Below are 18,319 nucleotides of genomic sequence, written 5' to 3'. Positions count from 1 at the left end.
ACACCCCCGGAAACCCCAGGTGCCCCACCCGGCCCTCCGGGTGGGGCACCTGGGAACGGACGGCCCGGTCAGGAGTTGTCAGAGGTGTCCGGGGAGGTGCTCTCGGCCTCCTCCACCCGGGAGTAGACCAGCACCAGCCCGACCCCGACCGAGATCAGCAACAGGTAGCCGGGGATCTCGTACCCGTCCGGCAGCGCGAAGCGCACGAAACCGAACACCGTCGGCATCCAGTCGATCCACTGCCGCAGCAGCCCGGTGACACCCGAAGCGAGGAAGGCGAAGCTGAGAAACCCGAGAAGACCCTTCATGCCCGGCACGCTAGCCACGCCACCGGATCCCCCTCTGTAGGCCAAGGGACCGGGCCCCCCGACCAAAGTCTCCGACCGGCACGCCCCCGGCGAAGCCCGAGTGCGCGGGTCGGGTGGAGGCGGCTCTCACCACACGTCGGCCTGCCGCCTTTCCCCCACCAGCCCCAGACGGTGGCGGACCCAGACACGAGCCGCCCGCGCCAGACCCCGGTGGTGCGGTGCGGCCGTGTGGGACCGCTCGCGCCCCTGCCACACGGAGAGCATGGTGACCGCCAACGCCGTGACCCCCTCACCCGGAGCGTCCGCCCACAGGGGCACGGTCGCCGCCCACGCCTCCGCCGCGTCCGGGGCATGGCCGGCCTCGATCACCCGGTGAACCAGCAGGGCCACATCGACCCATGGCGCGGCCATCGCCGGCCAGGACCAGTCGACCAGCCTCACGAACCCGTCGCCCACGCGGAAGTTGTGTCGGGTCATGTCGGTGTGCTGGAGAGAGTGGCCGGCGACCAGCGCGGGGGTGGCTCTCTCCACTTCGCGAAGCGTGCGCAGTTCGTGGGGACTCCACGACCCACACTCGCCGAACCGCTCCCAGTAGCTCAGCCTCCAGCGCTCTCCCAGTGGCTGGGCCGGAATCGGAGAGGGGGTGCGCACGTGGTCGATCGCCCTGAGGTGTTCCGCGATACGGGGAAGGTCCGAGGAGCCCGGGCCCCACTCGGCCGAACGACCGTCGAGGTGGGCGAAGCCGAGACACAGCCAGCCGTCGGCCTCCACGCTCCACAGCAGATCGGCCCCCAACCCCGGTATCGCGACGGCGACTTCAGCCTCCGTACGCAGCATCCGCAGACGCCTGCCGGGTTCGATCGGCACCCCCTTGCAGAACACCCGCCGACCGTCCATCAGACACAGCGTGACCGCGATCGCGGAGTTGCTGCCGGCACTCGCCGCGAAAGCGCGAACAACCGGGGCCCCACACGCCTGGTCCACACGGGCGCGCAATCCGGCAGGGAGGTCTGGCCAGTCCAGGTGCACGGGCTTCTCCGAGGCGAGCAGGGCCGCCACCCCATGAGCGGGGTGGCGGCCGGTTGTCCGGTCAGGCTACGCGCTGTCGTGACACCCCTGATGGCAACCGCCACCCGGACCTCCCGGGCCCCCGCCTCCCTTGCACTTGTGGTCCAAGGAGGCCCACAGCTCGGGGTCCACCCGGTAACCGCATTCCTCGATCGCCTTCATCGTGCGACGGCGAATTTCATCAGGATCGCCGGGCGGAGGATTCGACTCGTTTTCGGGGACATGATGGATGAAGTGGCCGGCCACCTCGTCGCAGAACTCGGAATACTCTCGACTGTGGAGAATGAAGGTGTGCCAGCCGATGTCGACCAGAGGCGACGGGGAAAGCACCGAACCAGGACTTCCCGCACACGCCTTGAGATAGGCAAGCGCCTGTTCCAGGATCCTCTCGGGATACCCTTCCGGCAGCTGTGGAAATTCACCGCGGATATGACTCGTGAGACGAGCCGCCAGTTCCGGGTCTACCAGAGAAAGCGCAGAACGCTCCAGGGTGTCACTCAAGGAAACTCCTTCGCCATCGAGAGACTTTTCCAGGCATGGGAACGGCGGAGGAGAGTCACTCCTCTCTCCCCTTCCCACCGCAGGCCCCGAACGCTTCCAGAGCCTGCGGCGTTCCACCCTTCGATGGGAGAAGAGTGAGAGCTGGACCGCCGCCCACACCCACGTGCTATCAATATGCGGCACGGTTCGGAATTCGGGGAGCGACTGGCCTCGTACCGCACCAGGATGACCGGTAACGCAACAGACGCAACTCACGGCGAGGGACGGCGACCGATGCCACCGAGGAAGACCATCACGGGACTGAGCAACGAGCCTCGCCGGAGGTTCGCCGAACAGGTACGCATCCTGCGCCGCCAGAGCGGGGAGACTCTCGGTCAGCTCGCCGAACGTCTCGGCTGGGACAAGTCCACCCTGAGCCGAGTGGAACGGGGCGAGTCACTTGGTTCCCCCGAGATCGTCGAAGCGTTGGATCACCACTACAGCTCAGCTCCTCTACTCCTCTCACTCTGGGAACTGGCGGTGCCGACCCAGTTCCGAGAGGAGTACCAGCGTTTCATGCAGCTGGAATCCGAAGCTCGCGCCATCCACCTGTACGCCCCCGTACTCGTTCCAGGCCTTTTCCAGACCGAGAGTTACGCCCAGACGGTAATGAAGCTGGACGAGGGAGAAAAGATCGCGCCAGAGGCTCTCGCCCAGCAGGTGGAAGCCCGTATGAGTCGCCAGGAACTGCTGACCCGCGAAGACGCCCCCCACGTCCGCGCCATCCTGGACGAGGCGATCTTCCACCGGACCCTGCCGCGTCCCGAATGGTGGCGTGAACAACTGGGGTCACTGCTGGACGTCATGGAACTGCCGAACGTCACGATCCAGGTCCTGCCCTTCTCCGCCGGCATCCGCGAGCTGAACGCCACGGACCTGCATCTCCTGCGCGAGGTTTCCGGCAACACGGTGGCATGGGTGGAGAACACGCACGGTGGCGAACTGGTAGAGAAATCCGCATCCGTGGAGTACCTCCAGCGGATGTACGATCGCCTGCGCGACCACTGCCTGATGCCGGCTGCGTCAGCACAGTTCATCCATGACCTTCTGGAGGGCGTTCATGTTCCCCCGTCCTGACCTCAGTGCCACCGCCTGGCGCAAGTCCAGTCACAGCAACAGCTCGGGGGGCGCGTGCGTCGAGGTCGCTGACGGCTTCCCCGTCGTGCCGGTCCGCGACAGCAAGGACACGCGCCGGGCTCCTCTGGTCTTCCCACCCAGCGCCTGGTCGTCCTTCGTGCGAGGCCTCAAGGGCTGAAACCGTGCGCGCCCGGGGGGGGCAACGCCGAAGTGGGCCACCCCCGAGCACCGGGCGCGCGGGTCAGATCAACCGGCGGGCGGTGGCCCAGCGGGTCAGCTCGTGGCGGTTGGACAGCTGCAACTTCCGCAGTACCGCCGACACATGGCTCTCCACCGTCTTCACCGAGATGAACAGCTGCTTGGCGATCTCCTTGTACGCGTACCCCCGGGCGATCAGCCGCAGCACCTCCCGTTCGCGGCCGGTGAGCCGGTCCAGGTCCTCGTCCACCGGAGGGGCGTCCGTGGAGGCGAAGGCGTCCAGGACGAAGCCGGCCAGACGCGGGGAGAACACCGCGTCGCCGTCGGCCACCCGGAAGATCGCGTCCACCAGGTCCGCCCCGGTGATGGTCTTGGTGACGTAGCCCCGGGCACCGCCCCGGATCACCCCGATCACGTCCTCGGCCGCGTCCGAGACCGACAGCGCGAGGAACCGTACCGGCTCCTCGGCCGCGCTGGTCAGCGCGCTGGCCCGACGGAGCACCTCCACCCCGCCGCCACCAGGCAGGTGGACGTCCAGCAACACCACCTCCGGGCGGCGCTGTTGGATCACGGCCACCGCCTCGTCCACGTCTCCGGCCTCCCCGACCACCCGTACCCCGGTGGTCTCGGTCTGGCCGATCTCGGCGCGCACCCCGGCCCGGAACATGCGGTGGTCGTCGACCAGCACCACACTCACCCGGCCGTCCTCACGCGCCTCCGACGTCTGCTCGCTCACGCTTCCGCCCTCTCCATCTCCAGCTCCACCTCGGTGCCACCGTCGGGCGCCGAACGCAGCCTGGCCGTACCGCCGTTGCGCCGCATCCTGCCGATGATGGACTCCCGCACGCCCATGCGGTCCTCGGGCACCGCGTCCAGGTCGAAACCGGGGCCCCGGTCCCGTACCGACACGAAGACCGTGCGGCCCTCCACCTCGGCGAAGACCTGTACCGTCCCGCCCTCGCCACCGTACTTGGCGGCGTTCACCATCGCCTCACGCGCCGCCTGCACCTGGGCGGTCAGCCGTTCGTCCAGGGGGCAGTCGCCCACGCACACCACCTCGACCGGCACCCCGTGGTGGTCCTCCACCTCGGCGGCGGTCACCCGTACCGCCTCGGCCAGGGTGTCCGGTTCCTCGTCCTCCTCGTCCTTGCCGGTGCCCTCCGGCTTGTACAGCCACACCCGCAACTCCCGTTCCTGCGCCCGGGCCAGCCGGCGTACCTGTCCGGGGTCGTCGGCGTTGCGCTGGATCAGGGTCAGGGTGTGCAGTACCGAGTCGTGCACATGGGCGGCGACCTCCGCGCGCTCCTGGGCGCGGATACGCATCAGCCGCTCCTCGGACAGGTCCTGCACCATCGTCACCAGGTACGGGCCGACCAGCAGCGCCACCCCCACCAGGATCGCCACGGCGGCGGTCAGCACGCTGCCGAGCTGGGCGAAGTTGCCCTGGATGAAGATGATCGCCACGACCCCGGCGCACACCAGCACGACCCCGGCCGAGTTACGGGCCAGGGGCAGCAGCCCCTTGCGGCGGGTGACGTCCGCCCAGTGCGCGCGCCGGGCGTCGTCGGCCTGCCGCCACACCAGGGCCACGCCGGCCGCGATCAGCAGCAGCGGCCAGAGGTAGATGCGGGGGTAGCCGGTGCGCAGGTCGTCGACGAACACCCCGGTGCCCACCAGCAGGATCACCATGGCCAGCAGCTGGCCCCGGTCCCGCTTCTGCGAGCGGTCCGCGCGGTCCCGCCCGGGTGGCTGCACCCCTCCGGTGCCCAGCGGTACGAGGAACCAGAACGCCGCGTAGACCAGCACACCGAGGCCGTTGGCCATGGTCAGGGCGATCATCACCACCCGTACCCAGGACACCGGCAGCGCCAGGTGGCCGGCCAGCCCCCGGGCTACCCCGCCCAGCATCCGCCCCTCCGCGCTGCGGTACAGCTTCCGGGGAGGGGTGGCCTCAGCCGGCGGTGGAGTGGTCAGACCGGAGGGGACGCTCATGCCCTGATCGTCACACGTGTCCCGGTCACCGCACATCAGGGACGACCCCCGAGGAACCCCCGAGGGGACGATCAACCCCCGGTACGGTCGCCCCTCTTGGGGCCGCGTTTCCCGGGCCGGGACCACACCCGCTCACCAGGCCACGGCCTCCAGTTCCACCAGCAGGTCCGCGCGGCAGACGTCGCCCACCACGTAGCGCACCTCGGTGCCCGGGGAGAGCCGTTGGCGGCACACTCCCCGTACGGTCTCCAGGTCCTCGGCGGCGCGGAGGTAGACCTTGGCCAGGCGGAGGTCGTCCAGGGCGAAGCCGTGGTCGAGGCCGTGCCGGGTGGCGTTGTCCGGGCCGATCACCCTGGCAACGTTGTCCAGGGCGAGGTGGCACTGGGCGGTGACGTCTCCCTGGTGCATGGTGGCGTGACCGAGTATCGCGGCGGTGCCGGAGACGTACATGTGCCCCCTGGAACCGCAGGTGCCCGGCAACCAGCTGGCCCGGGCGAAGTTGGGCGAGCGGGGCCCGTACCGCGCGGGGTACTCGTAGGCCGGGGTCTGCCCCGGGTTCTCCAGGTTGACCGCGCCGGGGCCCCGACGGGCCAGCAGGTACAGCACCAGGCCCCCGCCATGGGTGCCGATCACGGTGGCGGCCGGCATCGAACGGGTCCTGCCGTGCCGTTCCAGCGCCCGGGCCCGGCCCAGGCAGAAGTCGCGGTAGACCTCCAGCCCGTCGGCGTTGTCGCCGTTGAGGTCGCTGATGTAGTGCCAGACGCGGTAGACCGAGTCGAACCCCAGCGACTCCACCAGGCTCAGACAGCCCTCGTAGACCCGCTCGGTGGACTCCGCGTAGCGCGGGGAGGCCGGCACCCGGACCGCGCAGAAGAGGTTCCGCTCGTCGTGGGCGTAGTGGATGCCCTGGTACGTGCCACTGGTGACCGGCCCCTCGGCCGCCCAGGTCTCGGTGAACCCCTCCGCGCCGGAGGCCCCGCCGGTGTGCAGGGCCAGCGAGACACCGGCGCCGGCGTCGGGCGAGGCACCGACGGGGGCGGTCAGTGACGGTCCGGCGGCCCGGTCACCGAAGTGGACGGCGCCCAACACCCCGCCGTGTAAGGGCTGTTGGGGGAGGAACGAACAGGTGGGTGGCGCTCCGGTGGTGACGATGTCGCTCATGCTCACGCTTTCGGTCGGTTCCGTCTGCCGTACCCGCTCCTGGCGGGACCGTGGAGTCGGGGGCGCTCGTTCCGTCTGGGGTGCCGTGAGGGGCGATGGGGGCAGCGGTCGTCCGGGGCCGGGAACCCGGTGAGCGGGGTCGGCCGTCGTGCAGCAGTACGCCCGCCCCCGCTGGTCACGCCACTTCCTGTTCCCCTTCCCTCCCCCCGAACCCTCCGCCTTCCCGCCCCGTACGGGAGGCCGGCCCGGTGCTCGGGGCCTGGCGTCCACGGCCCGGCCGGACCCGCTCCCGCTCGAACGAAGGGCCGATCAGCATTCCACAACAGGGGCGCGCCACAAAAGAGTTGACTCCTCATCAGGGGAGGGAGGGGAACGGGTCCGGTGGACCCGCCACCCCGGACGGCTCCACATCCGGCCGGACTCGCGGGGCCGCCGGGCCGGGGTGGCGCCCCCGCTCCAGCCCGCCGGGGCACGCGGGGGGATCGGTGAGCGCGTTCCGGTGGCGTACGCCGCGGGAGGAAGGCGGAGTGGAGCGGGGGCCGGTGCGGTGCCCACACGGCGATCACGTGGCGACCCCACGCCGAGGCCCAGCCCCGAACCGAACCCCACCAGGGCCCGGACGGCTCACCACTCCCCGAGCAGCGCCCCCGCACAGTGCGGCACGCACCCCCGTGACCGTGACCCGAACAACAACCCCGTAGCACCCCGACCCCGAACCGAACCCACCACGAACACCCACACACACCCGCCAACCCAGCACCGCGACCCCACGCCGAGGCCCGGCCCCGGATCGGCCCCACACCCGCCCGACAACCCAGCACCGCGACCCCACACCGAGGCCCGGCCCCGGATCGACCCCCACACGCACCCGCCAACCCGGCACCCCGCGAGCACGGGTCGACACCGTGGGGTACGTGGGCGGGCGAGGCGCGGGACGGTCCCGCCCTACACCAGCCACCGCACGCCGGCGAACAGCGCCAGGGCGGCGCCCAGCACCGCCACGCTCCACAGCAGGGCGCGACGCCGGGCCCGGCTGCGGGCGGCGCGGCGACGGTGCCCACGGGCCACCGGTACCAGCGCCGTCGAGGGGACCCGGGCGGGGGCACCGCCGGTGGCCCCCTCCACGGCCGCCCCGACGGGCTCCGGTGGGGGCGGCGCCTCCGGGGGCAGGGGCTGCGCGGTACGGGCCGGCACCGGCGCGCGGTCGGGCAGCGCGGTTCGCGCGCCGGCGCGGTGGCCGCGACCGGGGGTGCCGCCCGGGGTGACCCGGCCGCTGGCCCGGGAGGTCACCCGGTCGGTACGGGCCGGGGAGTGGCGGGCCCCGTTCAGGGCGTGCAGTTCGGCCCGTACCTCCTGGGCTGAGGGGCGGGACACCGGGTCCTTGCGCAGCAGCGCCATGAGCAACGGGCCCAGCGGGCCGGCTCGTTGGGGTACCGGGGGCTCCTCCTCGGTGACCGCGATGGCCGTCTCCATCAGGCCGGGCCGGTCGATGGGCAGGTGCCCCTCCAACGCCTGGTAGAGGGTGACGCCCAGCCCGTACAGGTCCGAGGGAGGGCCGACGCTCAGGCCCCGTACCCGCTCCGGGGCCACGTAGCAGACGGAGCCCAACAGTTCGTCGGTACGGGTCAGGGTGGTGCTGTCGTTGGTACGGGCGATGCCGAAGTCGGTGAGGACCACCCTCCCCCACCGTCCGGTCGCCGGGGGCCGCGCCGGGGACAACAGCACGTTGCCCGGCTTCATGTCGCGGTGCAGCACCCCGGCGGCGTGCGCGGCGGCCAGGGCCGACACCATGCCCAGGCCGATGTGCACCACCTCCTCCACCGGCAGCCGCTCGTCGGCCCGCAGCACCTCGGCGAGGTTGGTGGACTCCACGTACTCCATCACCAGGCAGGGGCCGCCGGTGTCCGGGTCATCCACCACGTCGTGCACCGCCACCACGTGCGGGTGGGTGATCCGGGACGCGCTCTGCGCCTCCCGGCGGGTGCGCTCGAAGCTCAGCTCCCGCTCCTCGGCGGACAGTTCAGCCGGCAACCGCAGCCGCTTGACGGCCACGTCCCGCCCCAGCAACTCGTCCCCGGCCAGCCAGACGGTCCCCATACCGCCCCGGCCGATGAGCGCCCGCAGTCGATAGCGGTCCGCGATCAGCCGTCCTATCTGAGCAAGTTCCGCCATCCACGACTCCCCTGTGTGCGGAGGTCACCCTAGCCGGGAGCCACCGTGGGCCACAGTGGGCGATTCTCCCGAACCCCGGGCCCCCACCGCCCCTCCGGGACGAGGCCGCCGGATCTCAGGGACCGTCCAGGGTCACCCACGGTGCCCAGCGGCCCGCCGACCGTGGACCATGGACCCATGAGCGAGGAGCAGCGGGGAGGAACCGACACCGACAGCCCCCCGGGCCCCGGTGCCGGAACGCCGCCCCCCGACACGGGGCGGCTCACCCGCAGCCGGGACCTGAGGGTCGCCGGTGGCGTGTGTGGCGGTATGGGCCGGTACTTCGACCTGGACCCGGTGATCTTCCGCATCGCGGTGGGCGTGCTCAGCGTCACCGGTGGCCTGGGGCTGATCGGCTACGGGTTCGCCTGGCTGCTGCTCCCCCTGGAGGGCGAGGAGGACAACGAGGGCCGCAAGCTGCTGACCGGCCGGGTGGGCGGCAACGGTCTGGCCGCCGTACTGCTGGCACTGGCCGGGTGCGGACTGTCGCTGGCCTCCTCGGGAGCCGGCACCCCCTTCGCCATGATGCTGGCCGCCGCCGTGGGGGGCGCGGCCGTGTGGTCGCGGCGGCGGCACCGGGCCGAGCGGTTCGGGGCCGGGGGCGGCGAGATGGGCGGGGCCACCGCGCAGGCGGTGGCGGTGGCGCCCCCGGAGACCCAGGCACCGCCGGTACCCTCCGGGCCCTCCTGGTGGCGGGAGCCCCTCACCAAGGAACCGGGCGCCTCCACCGGCTACCTGTGGGGCCCACCGGACGCCACCGCCACCGAGGCCAACCCGCCACCGCCCCCGAAGGGTTCGGCCCCCGAACGGGAGCGCGGCCCCCAGCGGCTGAGCATCGGCGGCCCGCTGTGCCTGCTGGCCCTGGCCGCCGCCGTGGTGGGCACCGGCACCACCTGGCACGACAGCCCGCTGGGCGCCACCCTGGCCGTCGGCCTGGGCAGCGCCCTGGTGGTGCTGGGCCTGGGGCTGGCGCTGAGCGCCTTCGTCGGCAGGGTCGGCGGGGGCACCGTGTTCGTGGTGGTGGTGACCAGTGGGCTGCTGGCCGGCGCCGCCCTGATCCCGGAGGCGGTCACCACCGACGTACGGGACGCGCACTGGGCGCCGACCCGTACCGAGCAGGTACGCCCGCGCTACGAGGTGGGCACCGGCGTCGCCGAACTGGACCTGACCGACCTGCGGGCCGGCGCCAAGGAGACCGTGCGCACCCGGATGCGGGTGGGCGCCGGGCAGGTGCTGGTCACGGTGCCGGACGAGATGACGGTGATCCTCGACGTACGGGTGGGGCTCGGTGACCTGCGGCTCCCCCAGGACGCCCAGCGGCGGCACGGGTTCCGCAACGGCCCCCGGGTGGAGCACGAGGGGCTGCGGCTGAGCCCCCAGCGCGGGGAGAAGCCGCACGGGGTGCTGCGGCTGGACGCCGAGGTGTCCTGGGGCCAGGTGTCCCTCGCCCGCGAGGGCGAGCGGATCACCCCGATCACCAGGGACGAGAGGGTGGGGCGCTGATGGGGCGGCGGGGTTTCCGACCGACGCGGCTGCTGGTGGGGCTGCTGCTGGCAACGGTGGGGCTGGTCTACGTCCTGGACGCCACGGGGGTGCTCCACCCGTCCGAGCCGCTGCTGTGGCTGCTGGCCCCGGCGGGGGTGCTGGCCTCCGGGCTGCTGGTGGTCTTCGGCTGGCTGGTCGGACGGGTGGTGTCCGGCCAGCGCGACGGGAAGACGGGACCGGGGTCGGCCAGCCGCTGACCGGGCGGTGCGAAGGCCCGCAGCGCGGCACCCCCGTCACCGCGCTGCGGACCGGGGGAGGCGGGCGACCCCACGCCACCGCGACCGGTGGGCGGACCGCTCGCCACGGTGAGGCCTCCAGACCCGTACCGAGGGGAGCCTGACAGAACCGGCGGTGGCACGGGTCTGGATGCCCGGGTAGGCCCGAAGAGGGCCACCACGAAGGTAGACCGGGCGGGCCGGCGGTCACCAGGAACAGTTCGCACAGTGACCGGGACCGGCGGTTTCTTCCCGAACAGTGAGGGCCACCGGGGTCACAGCTGCCCCAGTGCTCGCATCGACAGCCACAGTTGGTGCCGGGCGCTGGGAGCCCGCAGCAGGGAGCGCCCCAGCCGCTCCTCCACCCGGGCCAGCCGCTTGCGGGCCCCCGGCAGCGAGATCCCCAACTCCCGTGCGGCGACCGGCAGTCGGGCGTCCGCGCGCAGCCACTCCCGGACGGTGGTGAACGCCTCCGGGGAGAGCGGGGCCACCTGGGTACGGGCCCACTTGACGACCTCCGGGGTGGACAGCAACGCCTCCAGGGTGGGCGCCGGAACGTCCGGCGCGGCACCCGCGTCGGCACCCGCGTCGGCGTCCGGGTCGACATCCGGTCCGGTGGATGGCGCCGGTGAGGGGGCCTGGAGCAGCCGTAGCGCCAGCCAGCAGGCGGACTGGTCGGCCAGGGAGCCGACCAGGTCCTTCCCCAACAGGTGCTCCAGCAGCCGTACCCGGGCGCTGAGGGTGTTGCGGTGGATCTTCAGGTGGTGGTTGGCGGCCCCGGCGAAGCTCAGCCAGGACGCCAGGGTGGCCATCAGTTCCCCACCGTCGGGGTCGGCGCGGCGCGGGGGCACGTGGCCGGCGACCGGCTGGAGCAGGGCGTCCGCCCAGCGGCGGGCCTCCGCGCTCACCCGGGGCATCGGTGCCGCGTCCGGGCTGAACCGGGCGTGGCCGTCGACGAGTTGGCGGGCCACGGCCAGGGCGTGGAAGGCCTGCTCGTAGGCGAGGGGGGCCTCGGGCAGGGTGGAGGGTTCGCTGGCGCCGATCCGGCAGTGCGGTTCGAGGTGCAACAGTCGCCGGGCCAGTACGGCCACGTCGCCGCCCTCCGAGGCGGGAACCAGGGTGATCAGGTGGCGGGGCCGCACCGAGCAGGGCGCCCACCAGGCCCGGCCCTCGCTGGCCCGCTCCACCAGCAGCGCCATCCGGCCACGGTCGCCGTCCGGGCACTCGATCACCTGGAGCCAGCACAGCTCCGGCAGTCCGCGGTCCACTATCCGGGCGACCCGCTGGGCCATCACGATCTGCCCGGCCATCAGCAACTGGAGCACCGTCTCCCGGCTGTTGGCCTCGGCGTGCCAGGCCCGCTGCCAGCGCCGGTCGGCCTCCTCCAGGCGCCAGGCCACGCCCAGGGCGCGGGCGGCCTCGGCGAGCGGGGCGCCCCGGGGTGCCCCCTCCGACCTGGTCAGCGCACCGGGCGCTGTGTTGGGCGCTACCTCGACCAGGGTCAGGTAGGGCAGGTCGGGGCGCTGGGCGCTGTCGGCGGGGGTGCCCAGGGCGACCACGTGGACGGTGTCCCGGCCCAGTCCCCGGACCGTGGAGGGGGTGCGCTGGCGGTGTACCGCGCGCACCAGGTCGGCCAGTTCCTCCGGGGGTGTGTGGTGCGCGGGGTACGCGGGGGTGCCGTCGGCGTACAGCAGGGTCGCGGTGCCCGGACAGCGGCGGCCGAGCCAGTCCAGTACCCGGGCGACCGGTTCGGGGCCGGCCGTCAGGCGCGCGAGGGTCGCGGCGGCCGAGGCGGCTCCGGCATCGCCCGACGCGTCGCTGTGGTCCGGGGAGCCGGCACCGGTACCGGCCGCTCCCCGCTGTCCGCCGATCCGGCCCTCCCCGGGTCCGGCCGTGTCCGTCGTTCCCGCCCCGCCCCTGCCTCCCATGCGGTCACGGTAACCGGAGGCGGTCCACCCCGTACGCCCTACCCGAAGATGACCCTCCCCTTCCGCCTCCGGCGCGCGGCCAGTACCGCGTCCACGGAGTGGCGGGGGATTCCGGCGAGCAGCAGGGGCAGCCAGGCGATCAGGTAGGCCAGGTCGTTGCCCAGGTAGTACGGCTCGGTGGACCAGCTCACCGTCAGCCAGAAGGTGAGCGAGATCAGGGCTCCCCCGAGGGCGGCCACCCGGGACCACAGGCCCAGCAGGGTGCCCAGTCCGACGGCCAGTTCTCCCAGGGCGATGGCGTACCCGAAACCCTCGGGGTTCCGCTGGGCCAGCTCCACCAGGAAGGGGAGGGCGGCGGTGTCGCGGACCCCGTCCAGGGTGGCGGCCAGGGAGCCGGTGCCGGAGGAGGCGAAGAAGGCGCGGTCGGTGAGCTTGTCCAGGCCGGCGTAGACGAAGGTGACTCCGAGGAAGAGGCGCAGGGGGAGCAGGGCGTACCGGGCCGCGGTGTCCCGGAGGCCGCCGCCCCCGAGGCCGCCGGGGCCGTTCACCCCCTTGATGGGTTTCGGCCCACCGCCCTCGCCGCCCATGCGGTCCGCCAGAGACATGGCCCCACTCCCGTCTCCCGGTCGCTCACGTGTACGTGTCCGGCTGTGCCGGCATTCTGCCCGGGGCGTCCACGTCTCAAGGTTGCGACTATCCGTGCCAAGCACGTGGATGTCCGGGCCAAGCCCCCGAATCCGCCCCGCGGTACGGGGGACGCCACACGGGAGCCTCGGACCGGGTCGGCCGGTCGCCCACCGGGGCGGGTACCAGGCGGGGGCCCTCGTACACCTGCTCCCTCACCGGACCCGTACCGGATCGGGCGGGCCACCGGCGCACGCGAAGGCCCTCCCCGCCCTGGGAAGGGCGGGGAGGGCCTCGACGCACCGGAGAGGAGCGGTCGACCTCCCGGCGTGGGTCAGAGCGAGACGCCCTTACCGCGCAGGTAGGCCAGCGGGTCTATGTCCGAGCCGTAGTCGGGACCGGTACGGATCTCGAAGTGCAGGTGCGGACCGGTGCTGTTGCCGGTGGAACCGGACAGCCCCAACTGCTGGCCACCGCTGACCGTCTGCCCGGCGCTGACGGACAGCGAGGACAGGTGGGCGTACTGGCTGTAGCGCCCGTCGGAGTGCTTGATGACGACCTGGTTGCCGTAGGAGCCGCCCCAGCCGGCGGACACCACGGTGCCCTGGCCGACGGCCTTGACACTGGTGCCGCTGGAGACCGAGAAGTCCACCCCGGTGTGGTAACCGCTGGACCAGGAGCCGCCGGACGCGCGGTAGGCGGTGCTGGTCGGGGCGTTCACCGGAGCCTGGAAGCCGGAGGAGTTGCCGCTGGGGGCGGACGCCTGGTCGCTGGACTGCTTCGGCTTGGCGTGCTTGGGACCGGACTTCTTCGGGGTCGCCTTGGACTCCGACTTGGCCGGGCCACCGTCGACGCTCAGCTTCTGGCCGGGGATGATCACGTCGGGGTCGCCGCCGATGACCTGGCGGTTGTCCTCGTACAGCGCTTCCCAACCGCCCTGTACGTCCTGGGCCTTGGCGATCTTGAACAGGGTGTCGCCGCTGGCCACGGTGTAGGACTCACCGTTGCGGCCGTGGCTGCTGGCCTGGTCGCCCTTGGGCCGCTCGGGCTTGGACGGGGCCTTGGGCTTGGCCGGCGTGGTGGGCTTGGACTCGCCACCCGGGTCGACACCCGGGGCGGGACCGCCCTTGGCGAGCCCCGCCTTGGGACCGCACAGCGGCCAGGCGCCCGGCCCCTGTTCGGCCAGCACCTTCTCCGCGATGTCGATCTGCTGGGACTTGCTGGCCTGGTCGGCCCGCGAGGCGTACTTGCTGCCGCCGAAGCCCTCCCAGGTGCTCTGGGCGAACTGGAGCCCGCCGTAGTAGCCGTTGCCGGTGTTGATGCTCCAGTCGCCGCTGGACTCGCACTCGGCGACCTTGTCCCAGGTGCTGACGGAAGCGGCCTGGGCGTTGGCGCCGGCGACCATGGTCGTGACCCCGCCGGCGGCGGCGACCACGGAGATGCGGGTGACGTTCTTGTTGAGGCGGCTGTCGCGTGGCCGCCGGTGGCGTCCGCGTCCGGACATAGTGGTGCTCCTCTCCGACGCCTGCGAGGTGAGCTGTCGGGTTCGGGCTGGAGTTGCCCGGCCACCTCTCGGTGGCTTCACCCCAAGCCGGCCCGTGGGTCCGGCACTTACCTTGGGTCCCCCGCTCCTGCCGTTAGACGTGACGTCTGGGATCCGCTGCCGCCGGCAGGATTCGGCGTCCGGCAGCGGACCGCCACTTTGGGGTAGCGGCGGAGCTGAACGTTAAACGCAGAAAATGCGACGAAACAAGCGGCTCGGGGAAGTTGAACGTGAGAGCGAAATAGACATTTAACCCAGGACGACCCGATGGAGTGACCGAACGGCGGACGACGCCGACGCGCGGCCACCGGCACGAACGGAAGCCGTTCCTCAACTACCGCCCCCAGCAAGGGGAATGGCGCGGGAGGAAAACAAACGGCGCGCAACGGACATCACCCCGCCCGAAGGCGGGGTGAATTGCGTCACGGGAGTCCGAATTACCCGTTCTGGGCGCTCGGAGCGTCGAGTTGGGAGAGGGTGGCGATCGACGGTCCGCGCCGCGCGGACAGTTCACGCGCGACCCCCTCCGCCTCGCCCAGGACACGGACCGCGTTCCCCCAGGTGACCTTGCCGATGTCCGTCTCGGACCAGCCACGCGCCAACAACTCGCCCACAAGCCGTGGATAGCAGGACACATCGCCCAGGTCGGCCGGGGTGAAGGGCACCCCGTCGTAGTCCCCGCCGATACCCAGGTGATCGATCCCGGCGACCTGGCGCATGTGGTCCAGGTGGTCGGCCACCGTGGAAGCGGTCGCCTCCGGCCGGGGGTTCGCCTCCTCGAACTCCCGCCGCGCCCGCACCCCGCGCTCCGTACCGTCCAGCGGGTGCAGACCCAGCGACCGCAGGTGGGCGTCCGCCCGGTCGCTCCACTCCACCGCCTCCGGCAGCACGAACTTGGGCACGAAGGTCACCATCGCCACGCCCCCGTTGTCCGCCAGCAGTTGGAGCACGTCGTCCGGGATGTTCCTCGGGTGGTCGCACACCGCCCGGGACGAGGAGTGCGAGAAGATCACCGGCGCCTCGCTCACCCGCAGCGCGTCCCGCATGGTGGAGGCCGCCACGTGCGAGAGGTCCACCAGCATCCCCAGCCGGTTCATCTCCCGCACCACCTCCTCACCGAAGCGGGTCAGCCCACCGGCCGCCGGCTCGTCGGTGGCCGAGTCGGCCCAGGGCACGTTGTCGTTGTGGGTGAGGGTCATGTACCGCACCCCCAGCTGGTACAACGCCCGCAGGGTGGCCAGCGAGTTGTTGATCGAGTGCCCGCCCTCGGCACCCATCAGGGAGGCGATCCGCCCGGCGGCCCGGGCCTCCTCCACCTCCCGCGCGGTCAACGCCAGCGCCAGGTCGTCCGGGTAGCGCTCCACCAGCCGCCGCACCACGTCCACCTGCTCCAGTACGGCGCTCACCGCGTCGTCCCCCGCCAGGTCGGTACGCACGTACACCGACCAGAACTGGGCGCCCACCCCGCCCGCCCGCAACCGGGGCAGGTCGGTGTGCAGATGGGCGCTGAGGTCCTGGGAGACGTCCCGCCGGTCCAGGTCGTAGCCGACCTGCTCACGCAGCGCCCACGGCAGGTCGTTGTGCCCGTCCACCACCGGGTGTTCGGCCAACAGCTCACGCGCCCGCCGCAGGGTGTCCTCGCCCAGGGTCATACCGGTCTCCCGTCTCCACTCGCCCGTCAACGCCACCGGCCGGCCCCCACCAGGAGGACGCCGGCCGGTGATCCGTACCCGTGTGCTCAGCCGCCGAAGCCGAAGCCGCCGCTACCGGCCACCCGGCTCCGCAGCCTGCGCCCCTTCTCCGCGGCCCGCTCCCCCAGCTCCTGCTGGAACCGCTCCAACCGCTCGCGCAGATCGGCGTCATGGGCGCCCAGGACCCGCGCCGCCAGCAGCCCGGCGTTCCGCGCCCCGGCCACGGACACCGCCGCCACCGGCACCCCGGCCGGCATCTGGACGATGGACAGCAACGAGTCCATGCCGTCCAGGTACTTCAACGGCACTGGCACCCCGATCACCGGCAACGGGGTCACCGAGGCCAGCATCCCCGGCAGGTGCGCCGCGCCCCCGGCGCCCGCCACGATCACCCGCAGCCCCCGGGAGGCCGCCTCCTCCCCGTACCGCAGCATCTCCCGGGGCATCCGGTGGGCGGAGGTGACGTCCACCTCGTAGGGGATCTCGAACTCGTCCAGGGCCTGGGCCGCGGCCTCCATGACCGTCCAGTCCGAGTCCGAACCCATCACGATCCCGACCAGGGGACCGGGTCGTTCGGACGGTTCGGACCGCTCGCGCTGTGGGTGGCTCACTCGGTGATCGTCCCTCGTAGATAGCCGGCCGCATGGGCGGCGCGTTCCCGCACCTGGTCCAAGTCGTCGCCGTAGGTGGTGACGTGGCCGACCTTGCGCCCGGGCTTCACGTCCTTGCCGTACATGTGGATCTTCAACCCCGGGTCCCGCGCCATGCAGTGCAGATAGGCCCCGTACATGTCCGGGTAGTCCCCGCCCAGCACGTTCGCCATCACCGTCCACCGGGCCCGGGGCCTGGGGTCCCCCAGCGGCAGGTCCAGCACCGCCCGCAGGTGGTTGGCGAACTGCGAGGTGGCCGCCCCGTCCTGGGTCCAGTGGCCCGAGTTGTGCGGGCGCATGGCCAACTCGTTCACCAGCACCCGCCCGTCCGGCGTCTCGAACAGCTCCACCGCCAGATGACCCACCACCCCCAGCTCCCGGGCGATCCCCAGGGCCAACGCCTGAGCCCGCGCCGACAGTTCCTCCGACAGCCCCGGAGCCGGCGCGATCACCGTGTCGCACACCCCGTTCACCTGGACCGACTCCACCACCGGATACGCCACCGCCTGCCCGTGCGGCGACCGCACCACGTTGGCCGCCAGCTCCCGGACGAAGTCCACCCGCTCCTCGGCCAGCACCGGCACCCCGGCACGGAACGGCTCGGCCGCCTCCGCCTCGTCGCGCACCAGCCACACGCCCTTGCCGTCGTAGCCGCCACGCACCGTCTTCAGGACGACCGGGAACCCCGACGCCCCCTCCTCGACGGTGGCGAAGGCCGTCACCTCGGCCGGGTCCGCCACGATCCGGTGCCGGGGACAGGGCACCCCCAGCTCGGTCAGCCGGGCCCGCATCGCCCCCTTGTCCTGCGCGTACCGCAGCGCGTCCGGGCCGGGCCGCACCGCCACCCCCTCCGCCTCCAGGGCGCGCAGGTGTTCGGTGGGTACGTGCTCGTGGTCGAAGGTCACCACGTCGCAGCCCCGGGCGAAGGACCGCAGGGTGTCCAGGTCGCGGTAGTCACCGACCACCACGTCCCGCACCACCTGGGCCGCCGAGTCCCTGGGACCGTCCGAGAGAAGCCTGAACCGCACACCGAGGGGGATGCCCGCCTCGTGGGTCATCCGGGCGAGCTGGCCGCCGCCCACCATGCCGACTACCGGGAATGTCACGCGCCACAGCGTATCCGCCGGCCACGGCGCCCGACGCCGGGGCGGCACCCCACCGGCGCGCCCGCCCACCCGGCGACCGGCCCGCGCCCCAACCTCCGCCCCGCACCGGCACGTTGACGCCCCGGGGCCCCCGCCATCCGCCCGCTACGGCACCCCGGGCCGACGCCCACCCACCGTGGCCCGGCGAACACCCGGAGCACGCGAGCCGGCCGGCGGGTGAACGACGGGGGGAGCGCGGGGAATGTCCCCGTCCTGTGAGGGTTTGCCGCTCGGCGCGCGACCCCGCTCGCGCTCTGGCTACCATGGCCCGACGGACGACCACCGCGAGGCACCGGCCACCAGCCGGAGCGGCGGTGGAGAGAACCACGACGAACGGGGCGATGCGCGATCGGTAGGGGAGACGGGCCGGGGCTGCGTACCCGGCTGACTCAGCTGGCACGAGAGATCGCCAAGTTCGGCACC

The 18,319-nt window shown here is 72.5% G+C and carries 17 protein-coding genes and 1 riboswitch; of the genes, 4 read left to right on the top strand and 13 right to left on the bottom strand.

All coding sequences use genetic code 11. The features are described 5' to 3' along the window. Positions 1–68: 68 nt before the first annotated feature. The 3 genes from ABZT14_RS17295 to ABZT14_RS17285 form a co-directional block, all read right to left on the bottom strand. On the bottom strand, positions 69–308 hold the full coding sequence (locus ABZT14_RS17295; protein WP_356302967.1) for a hypothetical protein: 240 nt from the start codon (positions 306–308) through the stop codon (positions 69–71). A 126-nt stretch (positions 309–434) separates the two neighbouring features. After that, positions 435–1,205 (bottom strand): hypothetical protein, encoded by a 771-nt coding sequence (locus tag ABZT14_RS17290; protein ID WP_356302964.1) that lies wholly within the window; start codon positions 1,203–1,205, stop codon positions 435–437. 198 nt (positions 1,206–1,403) lie between these two features. Continuing rightward, positions 1,404–1,877, bottom strand: coding sequence for a hypothetical protein (locus ABZT14_RS17285; RefSeq protein WP_356302961.1), 474 nt, complete (start codon positions 1,875–1,877; stop codon positions 1,404–1,406). Between the two features lie 225 nt (positions 1,878–2,102). On the opposite strand from ABZT14_RS17285, the gene ABZT14_RS17280 reads away from it, so the two are divergent. Next, entirely contained in the window at positions 2,103–2,993 is an 891-nt protein-coding gene (locus ABZT14_RS17280; protein WP_356302959.1) for a helix-turn-helix transcriptional regulator, read from the top strand. Continuing rightward, positions 2,956–3,171 (top strand): DUF397 domain-containing protein, encoded by a 216-nt coding sequence (locus tag ABZT14_RS17275; protein ID WP_356302957.1) that lies wholly within the window; start codon positions 2,956–2,958, stop codon positions 3,169–3,171. Before ABZT14_RS17280 ends, ABZT14_RS17275 begins: the two co-directional genes overlap by 38 nt. Before the next feature lie 63 nt (positions 3,172–3,234). Here the strand turns inward: ABZT14_RS17275 and ABZT14_RS17270 are convergent, their stop codons facing one another. From ABZT14_RS17270 to ABZT14_RS17255, 4 genes are all read right to left on the bottom strand, one after another. Continuing rightward, positions 3,235–3,927: a response regulator transcription factor gene (locus ABZT14_RS17270; RefSeq protein ID WP_356302954.1), complete on the bottom strand. Its 693-nt coding sequence runs from the start codon at positions 3,925–3,927 to the stop codon at positions 3,235–3,237. After that, positions 3,924–5,183, bottom strand: a complete 1,260-nt coding sequence (locus ABZT14_RS17265; protein ID WP_356302951.1) for a PspC domain-containing protein — start codon at positions 5,181–5,183, stop codon at positions 3,924–3,926. Before ABZT14_RS17265 ends, ABZT14_RS17270 begins: the two co-directional genes overlap by 4 nt. A 132-nt stretch (positions 5,184–5,315) precedes the next feature. Next, positions 5,316–6,344, bottom strand: a complete 1,029-nt coding sequence (locus ABZT14_RS17260) for an FkbO/Hyg5 family chorismatase (RefSeq protein WP_356302948.1) — start codon at positions 6,342–6,344, stop codon at positions 5,316–5,318. A 945-nt stretch (positions 6,345–7,289) separates the two neighbouring features. After that, the gene (locus tag ABZT14_RS17255) at positions 7,290–8,516 is read right to left on the bottom strand and encodes a serine/threonine-protein kinase (RefSeq protein WP_356302945.1); all 1,227 of its coding nucleotides are present in this window, start codon (positions 8,514–8,516) and stop codon (positions 7,290–7,292) included. 177 nt (positions 8,517–8,693) lie between these two features. Here ABZT14_RS17255 and ABZT14_RS17250 point away from each other — a divergent pair, with 177 nt between their 5' ends. Beyond that, positions 8,694–10,058, top strand: coding sequence for a PspC domain-containing protein (locus ABZT14_RS17250; RefSeq protein WP_356302942.1), 1,365 nt, complete (start codon positions 8,694–8,696; stop codon positions 10,056–10,058). Beyond that, positions 10,058–10,297, top strand: a complete 240-nt coding sequence (locus ABZT14_RS17245) for a hypothetical protein (protein ID WP_356302939.1) — start codon at positions 10,058–10,060, stop codon at positions 10,295–10,297. The genes ABZT14_RS17250 and ABZT14_RS17245 overlap by 1 nt, the downstream gene beginning before the upstream one ends. Before the next feature lie 293 nt (positions 10,298–10,590). On the opposite strand, the gene ABZT14_RS17240 is transcribed toward ABZT14_RS17245, so the two are convergent. The 6 genes from ABZT14_RS17240 to ABZT14_RS17215 form a co-directional block, all read right to left on the bottom strand. Beyond that, the gene (locus ABZT14_RS17240) at positions 10,591–12,243 is read right to left on the bottom strand and encodes a helix-turn-helix domain-containing protein (protein ID WP_356302936.1); all 1,653 of its coding nucleotides are present in this window, start codon (positions 12,241–12,243) and stop codon (positions 10,591–10,593) included. A 38-nt stretch (positions 12,244–12,281) separates the two neighbouring features. Beyond that, positions 12,282–12,848, bottom strand: a complete 567-nt coding sequence (locus ABZT14_RS17235) for a DoxX family protein (RefSeq protein WP_356302933.1) — start codon at positions 12,846–12,848, stop codon at positions 12,282–12,284. 353 nt (positions 12,849–13,201) lie between these two features. Beyond that, complete coding sequence (locus ABZT14_RS17230) at positions 13,202–14,371, bottom strand: transglycosylase family protein (RefSeq protein WP_356302930.1); 1,170 nt, start codon at positions 14,369–14,371, stop codon at positions 13,202–13,204. A 5-nt stretch (positions 14,372–14,376) separates the two neighbouring features. After that, a riboswitch (cyclic di-AMP (ydaO/yuaA leader) is annotated at positions 14,377–14,526 on the bottom strand. A gap of 321 nt (positions 14,527–14,847) precedes the next feature. Further along, entirely contained in the window at positions 14,848–16,062 is a 1,215-nt protein-coding gene (locus ABZT14_RS17225; RefSeq protein ID WP_356302927.1) for a dipeptidase, read from the bottom strand. Positions 16,063–16,148: 86 nt separating this feature from the next. Beyond that, positions 16,149–16,646 carry a 5-(carboxyamino)imidazole ribonucleotide mutase gene (gene purE, locus ABZT14_RS17220; protein ID WP_356303140.1) on the bottom strand — a complete coding sequence of 166 codons (498 nt, stop codon included), beginning with the start codon at positions 16,644–16,646 and terminating at the stop codon, positions 16,149–16,151. Positions 16,647–16,708: 62 nt separating this feature from the next. Next, positions 16,709–17,836, bottom strand: coding sequence for a 5-(carboxyamino)imidazole ribonucleotide synthase (locus tag ABZT14_RS17215; protein ID WP_356303137.1), 1,128 nt, complete (start codon positions 17,834–17,836; stop codon positions 16,709–16,711). Positions 17,837–18,319: the final 483 nt, after the last annotated feature.

It is taken from the genome of Streptomyces sp. NPDC005438 (genome assembly GCF_040606315.1).
Classification (GTDB): domain Bacteria; phylum Actinomycetota; class Actinomycetes; order Streptomycetales; family Streptomycetaceae; genus Streptomyces.
The sequence above is the reverse complement of the archived record's forward strand: the minus strand, read 5'-3'. Positions and strand labels throughout refer to the sequence as shown.

Coding starts and splice junctions, on each gene's coding strand:
- ABZT14_RS17295 (WP_356302967.1), bottom strand. CDS start 308: ATGAAGGGTCTTCTCGGGTTTCTCAGCTTCGCCTTCCTCGCTTCGGGT.
- ABZT14_RS17280 (WP_356302959.1), top strand. CDS start 2,103: ATGACCGGTAACGCAACAGACGCAACTCACGGCGAGGGACGGCGACCG.
- ABZT14_RS17240 (WP_356302936.1), bottom strand. CDS start 12,243: ATGGGAGGCAGGGGCGGGGCGGGAACGACGGACACGGCCGGACCCGGG.
- ABZT14_RS17235 (WP_356302933.1), bottom strand. CDS start 12,848: ATGTCTCTGGCGGACCGCATGGGCGGCGAGGGCGGTGGGCCGAAACCC.
- ABZT14_RS17265 (WP_356302951.1), bottom strand. CDS start 5,183: ATGAGCGTCCCCTCCGGTCTGACCACTCCACCGCCGGCTGAGGCCACC.
- ABZT14_RS17230 (WP_356302930.1), bottom strand. CDS start 14,371: ATGTCCGGACGCGGACGCCACCGGCGGCCACGCGACAGCCGCCTCAAC.
- ABZT14_RS17290 (WP_356302964.1), bottom strand. CDS start 1,205: ATGGACGGTCGGCGGGTGTTCTGCAAGGGGGTGCCGATCGAACCCGGC.
- purE (WP_356303140.1), bottom strand. CDS start 16,646: ATGGGTTCGGACTCGGACTGGACGGTCATGGAGGCCGCGGCCCAGGCC.
- ABZT14_RS17275 (WP_356302957.1), top strand. CDS start 2,956: ATGACCTTCTGGAGGGCGTTCATGTTCCCCCGTCCTGACCTCAGTGCC.
- ABZT14_RS17250 (WP_356302942.1), top strand. CDS start 8,694: ATGAGCGAGGAGCAGCGGGGAGGAACCGACACCGACAGCCCCCCGGGC.
- ABZT14_RS17255 (WP_356302945.1), bottom strand. CDS start 8,516: ATGGCGGAACTTGCTCAGATAGGACGGCTGATCGCGGACCGCTATCGA.
- ABZT14_RS17215 (WP_356303137.1), bottom strand. CDS start 17,836: ATGGTGGGCGGCGGCCAGCTCGCCCGGATGACCCACGAGGCGGGCATC.
- ABZT14_RS17225 (WP_356302927.1), bottom strand. CDS start 16,062: ATGACCCTGGGCGAGGACACCCTGCGGCGGGCGCGTGAGCTGTTGGCC.
- ABZT14_RS17245 (WP_356302939.1), top strand. CDS start 10,058: ATGGGGCGGCGGGGTTTCCGACCGACGCGGCTGCTGGTGGGGCTGCTG.
- ABZT14_RS17260 (WP_356302948.1), bottom strand. CDS start 6,344: ATGAGCGACATCGTCACCACCGGAGCGCCACCCACCTGTTCGTTCCTC.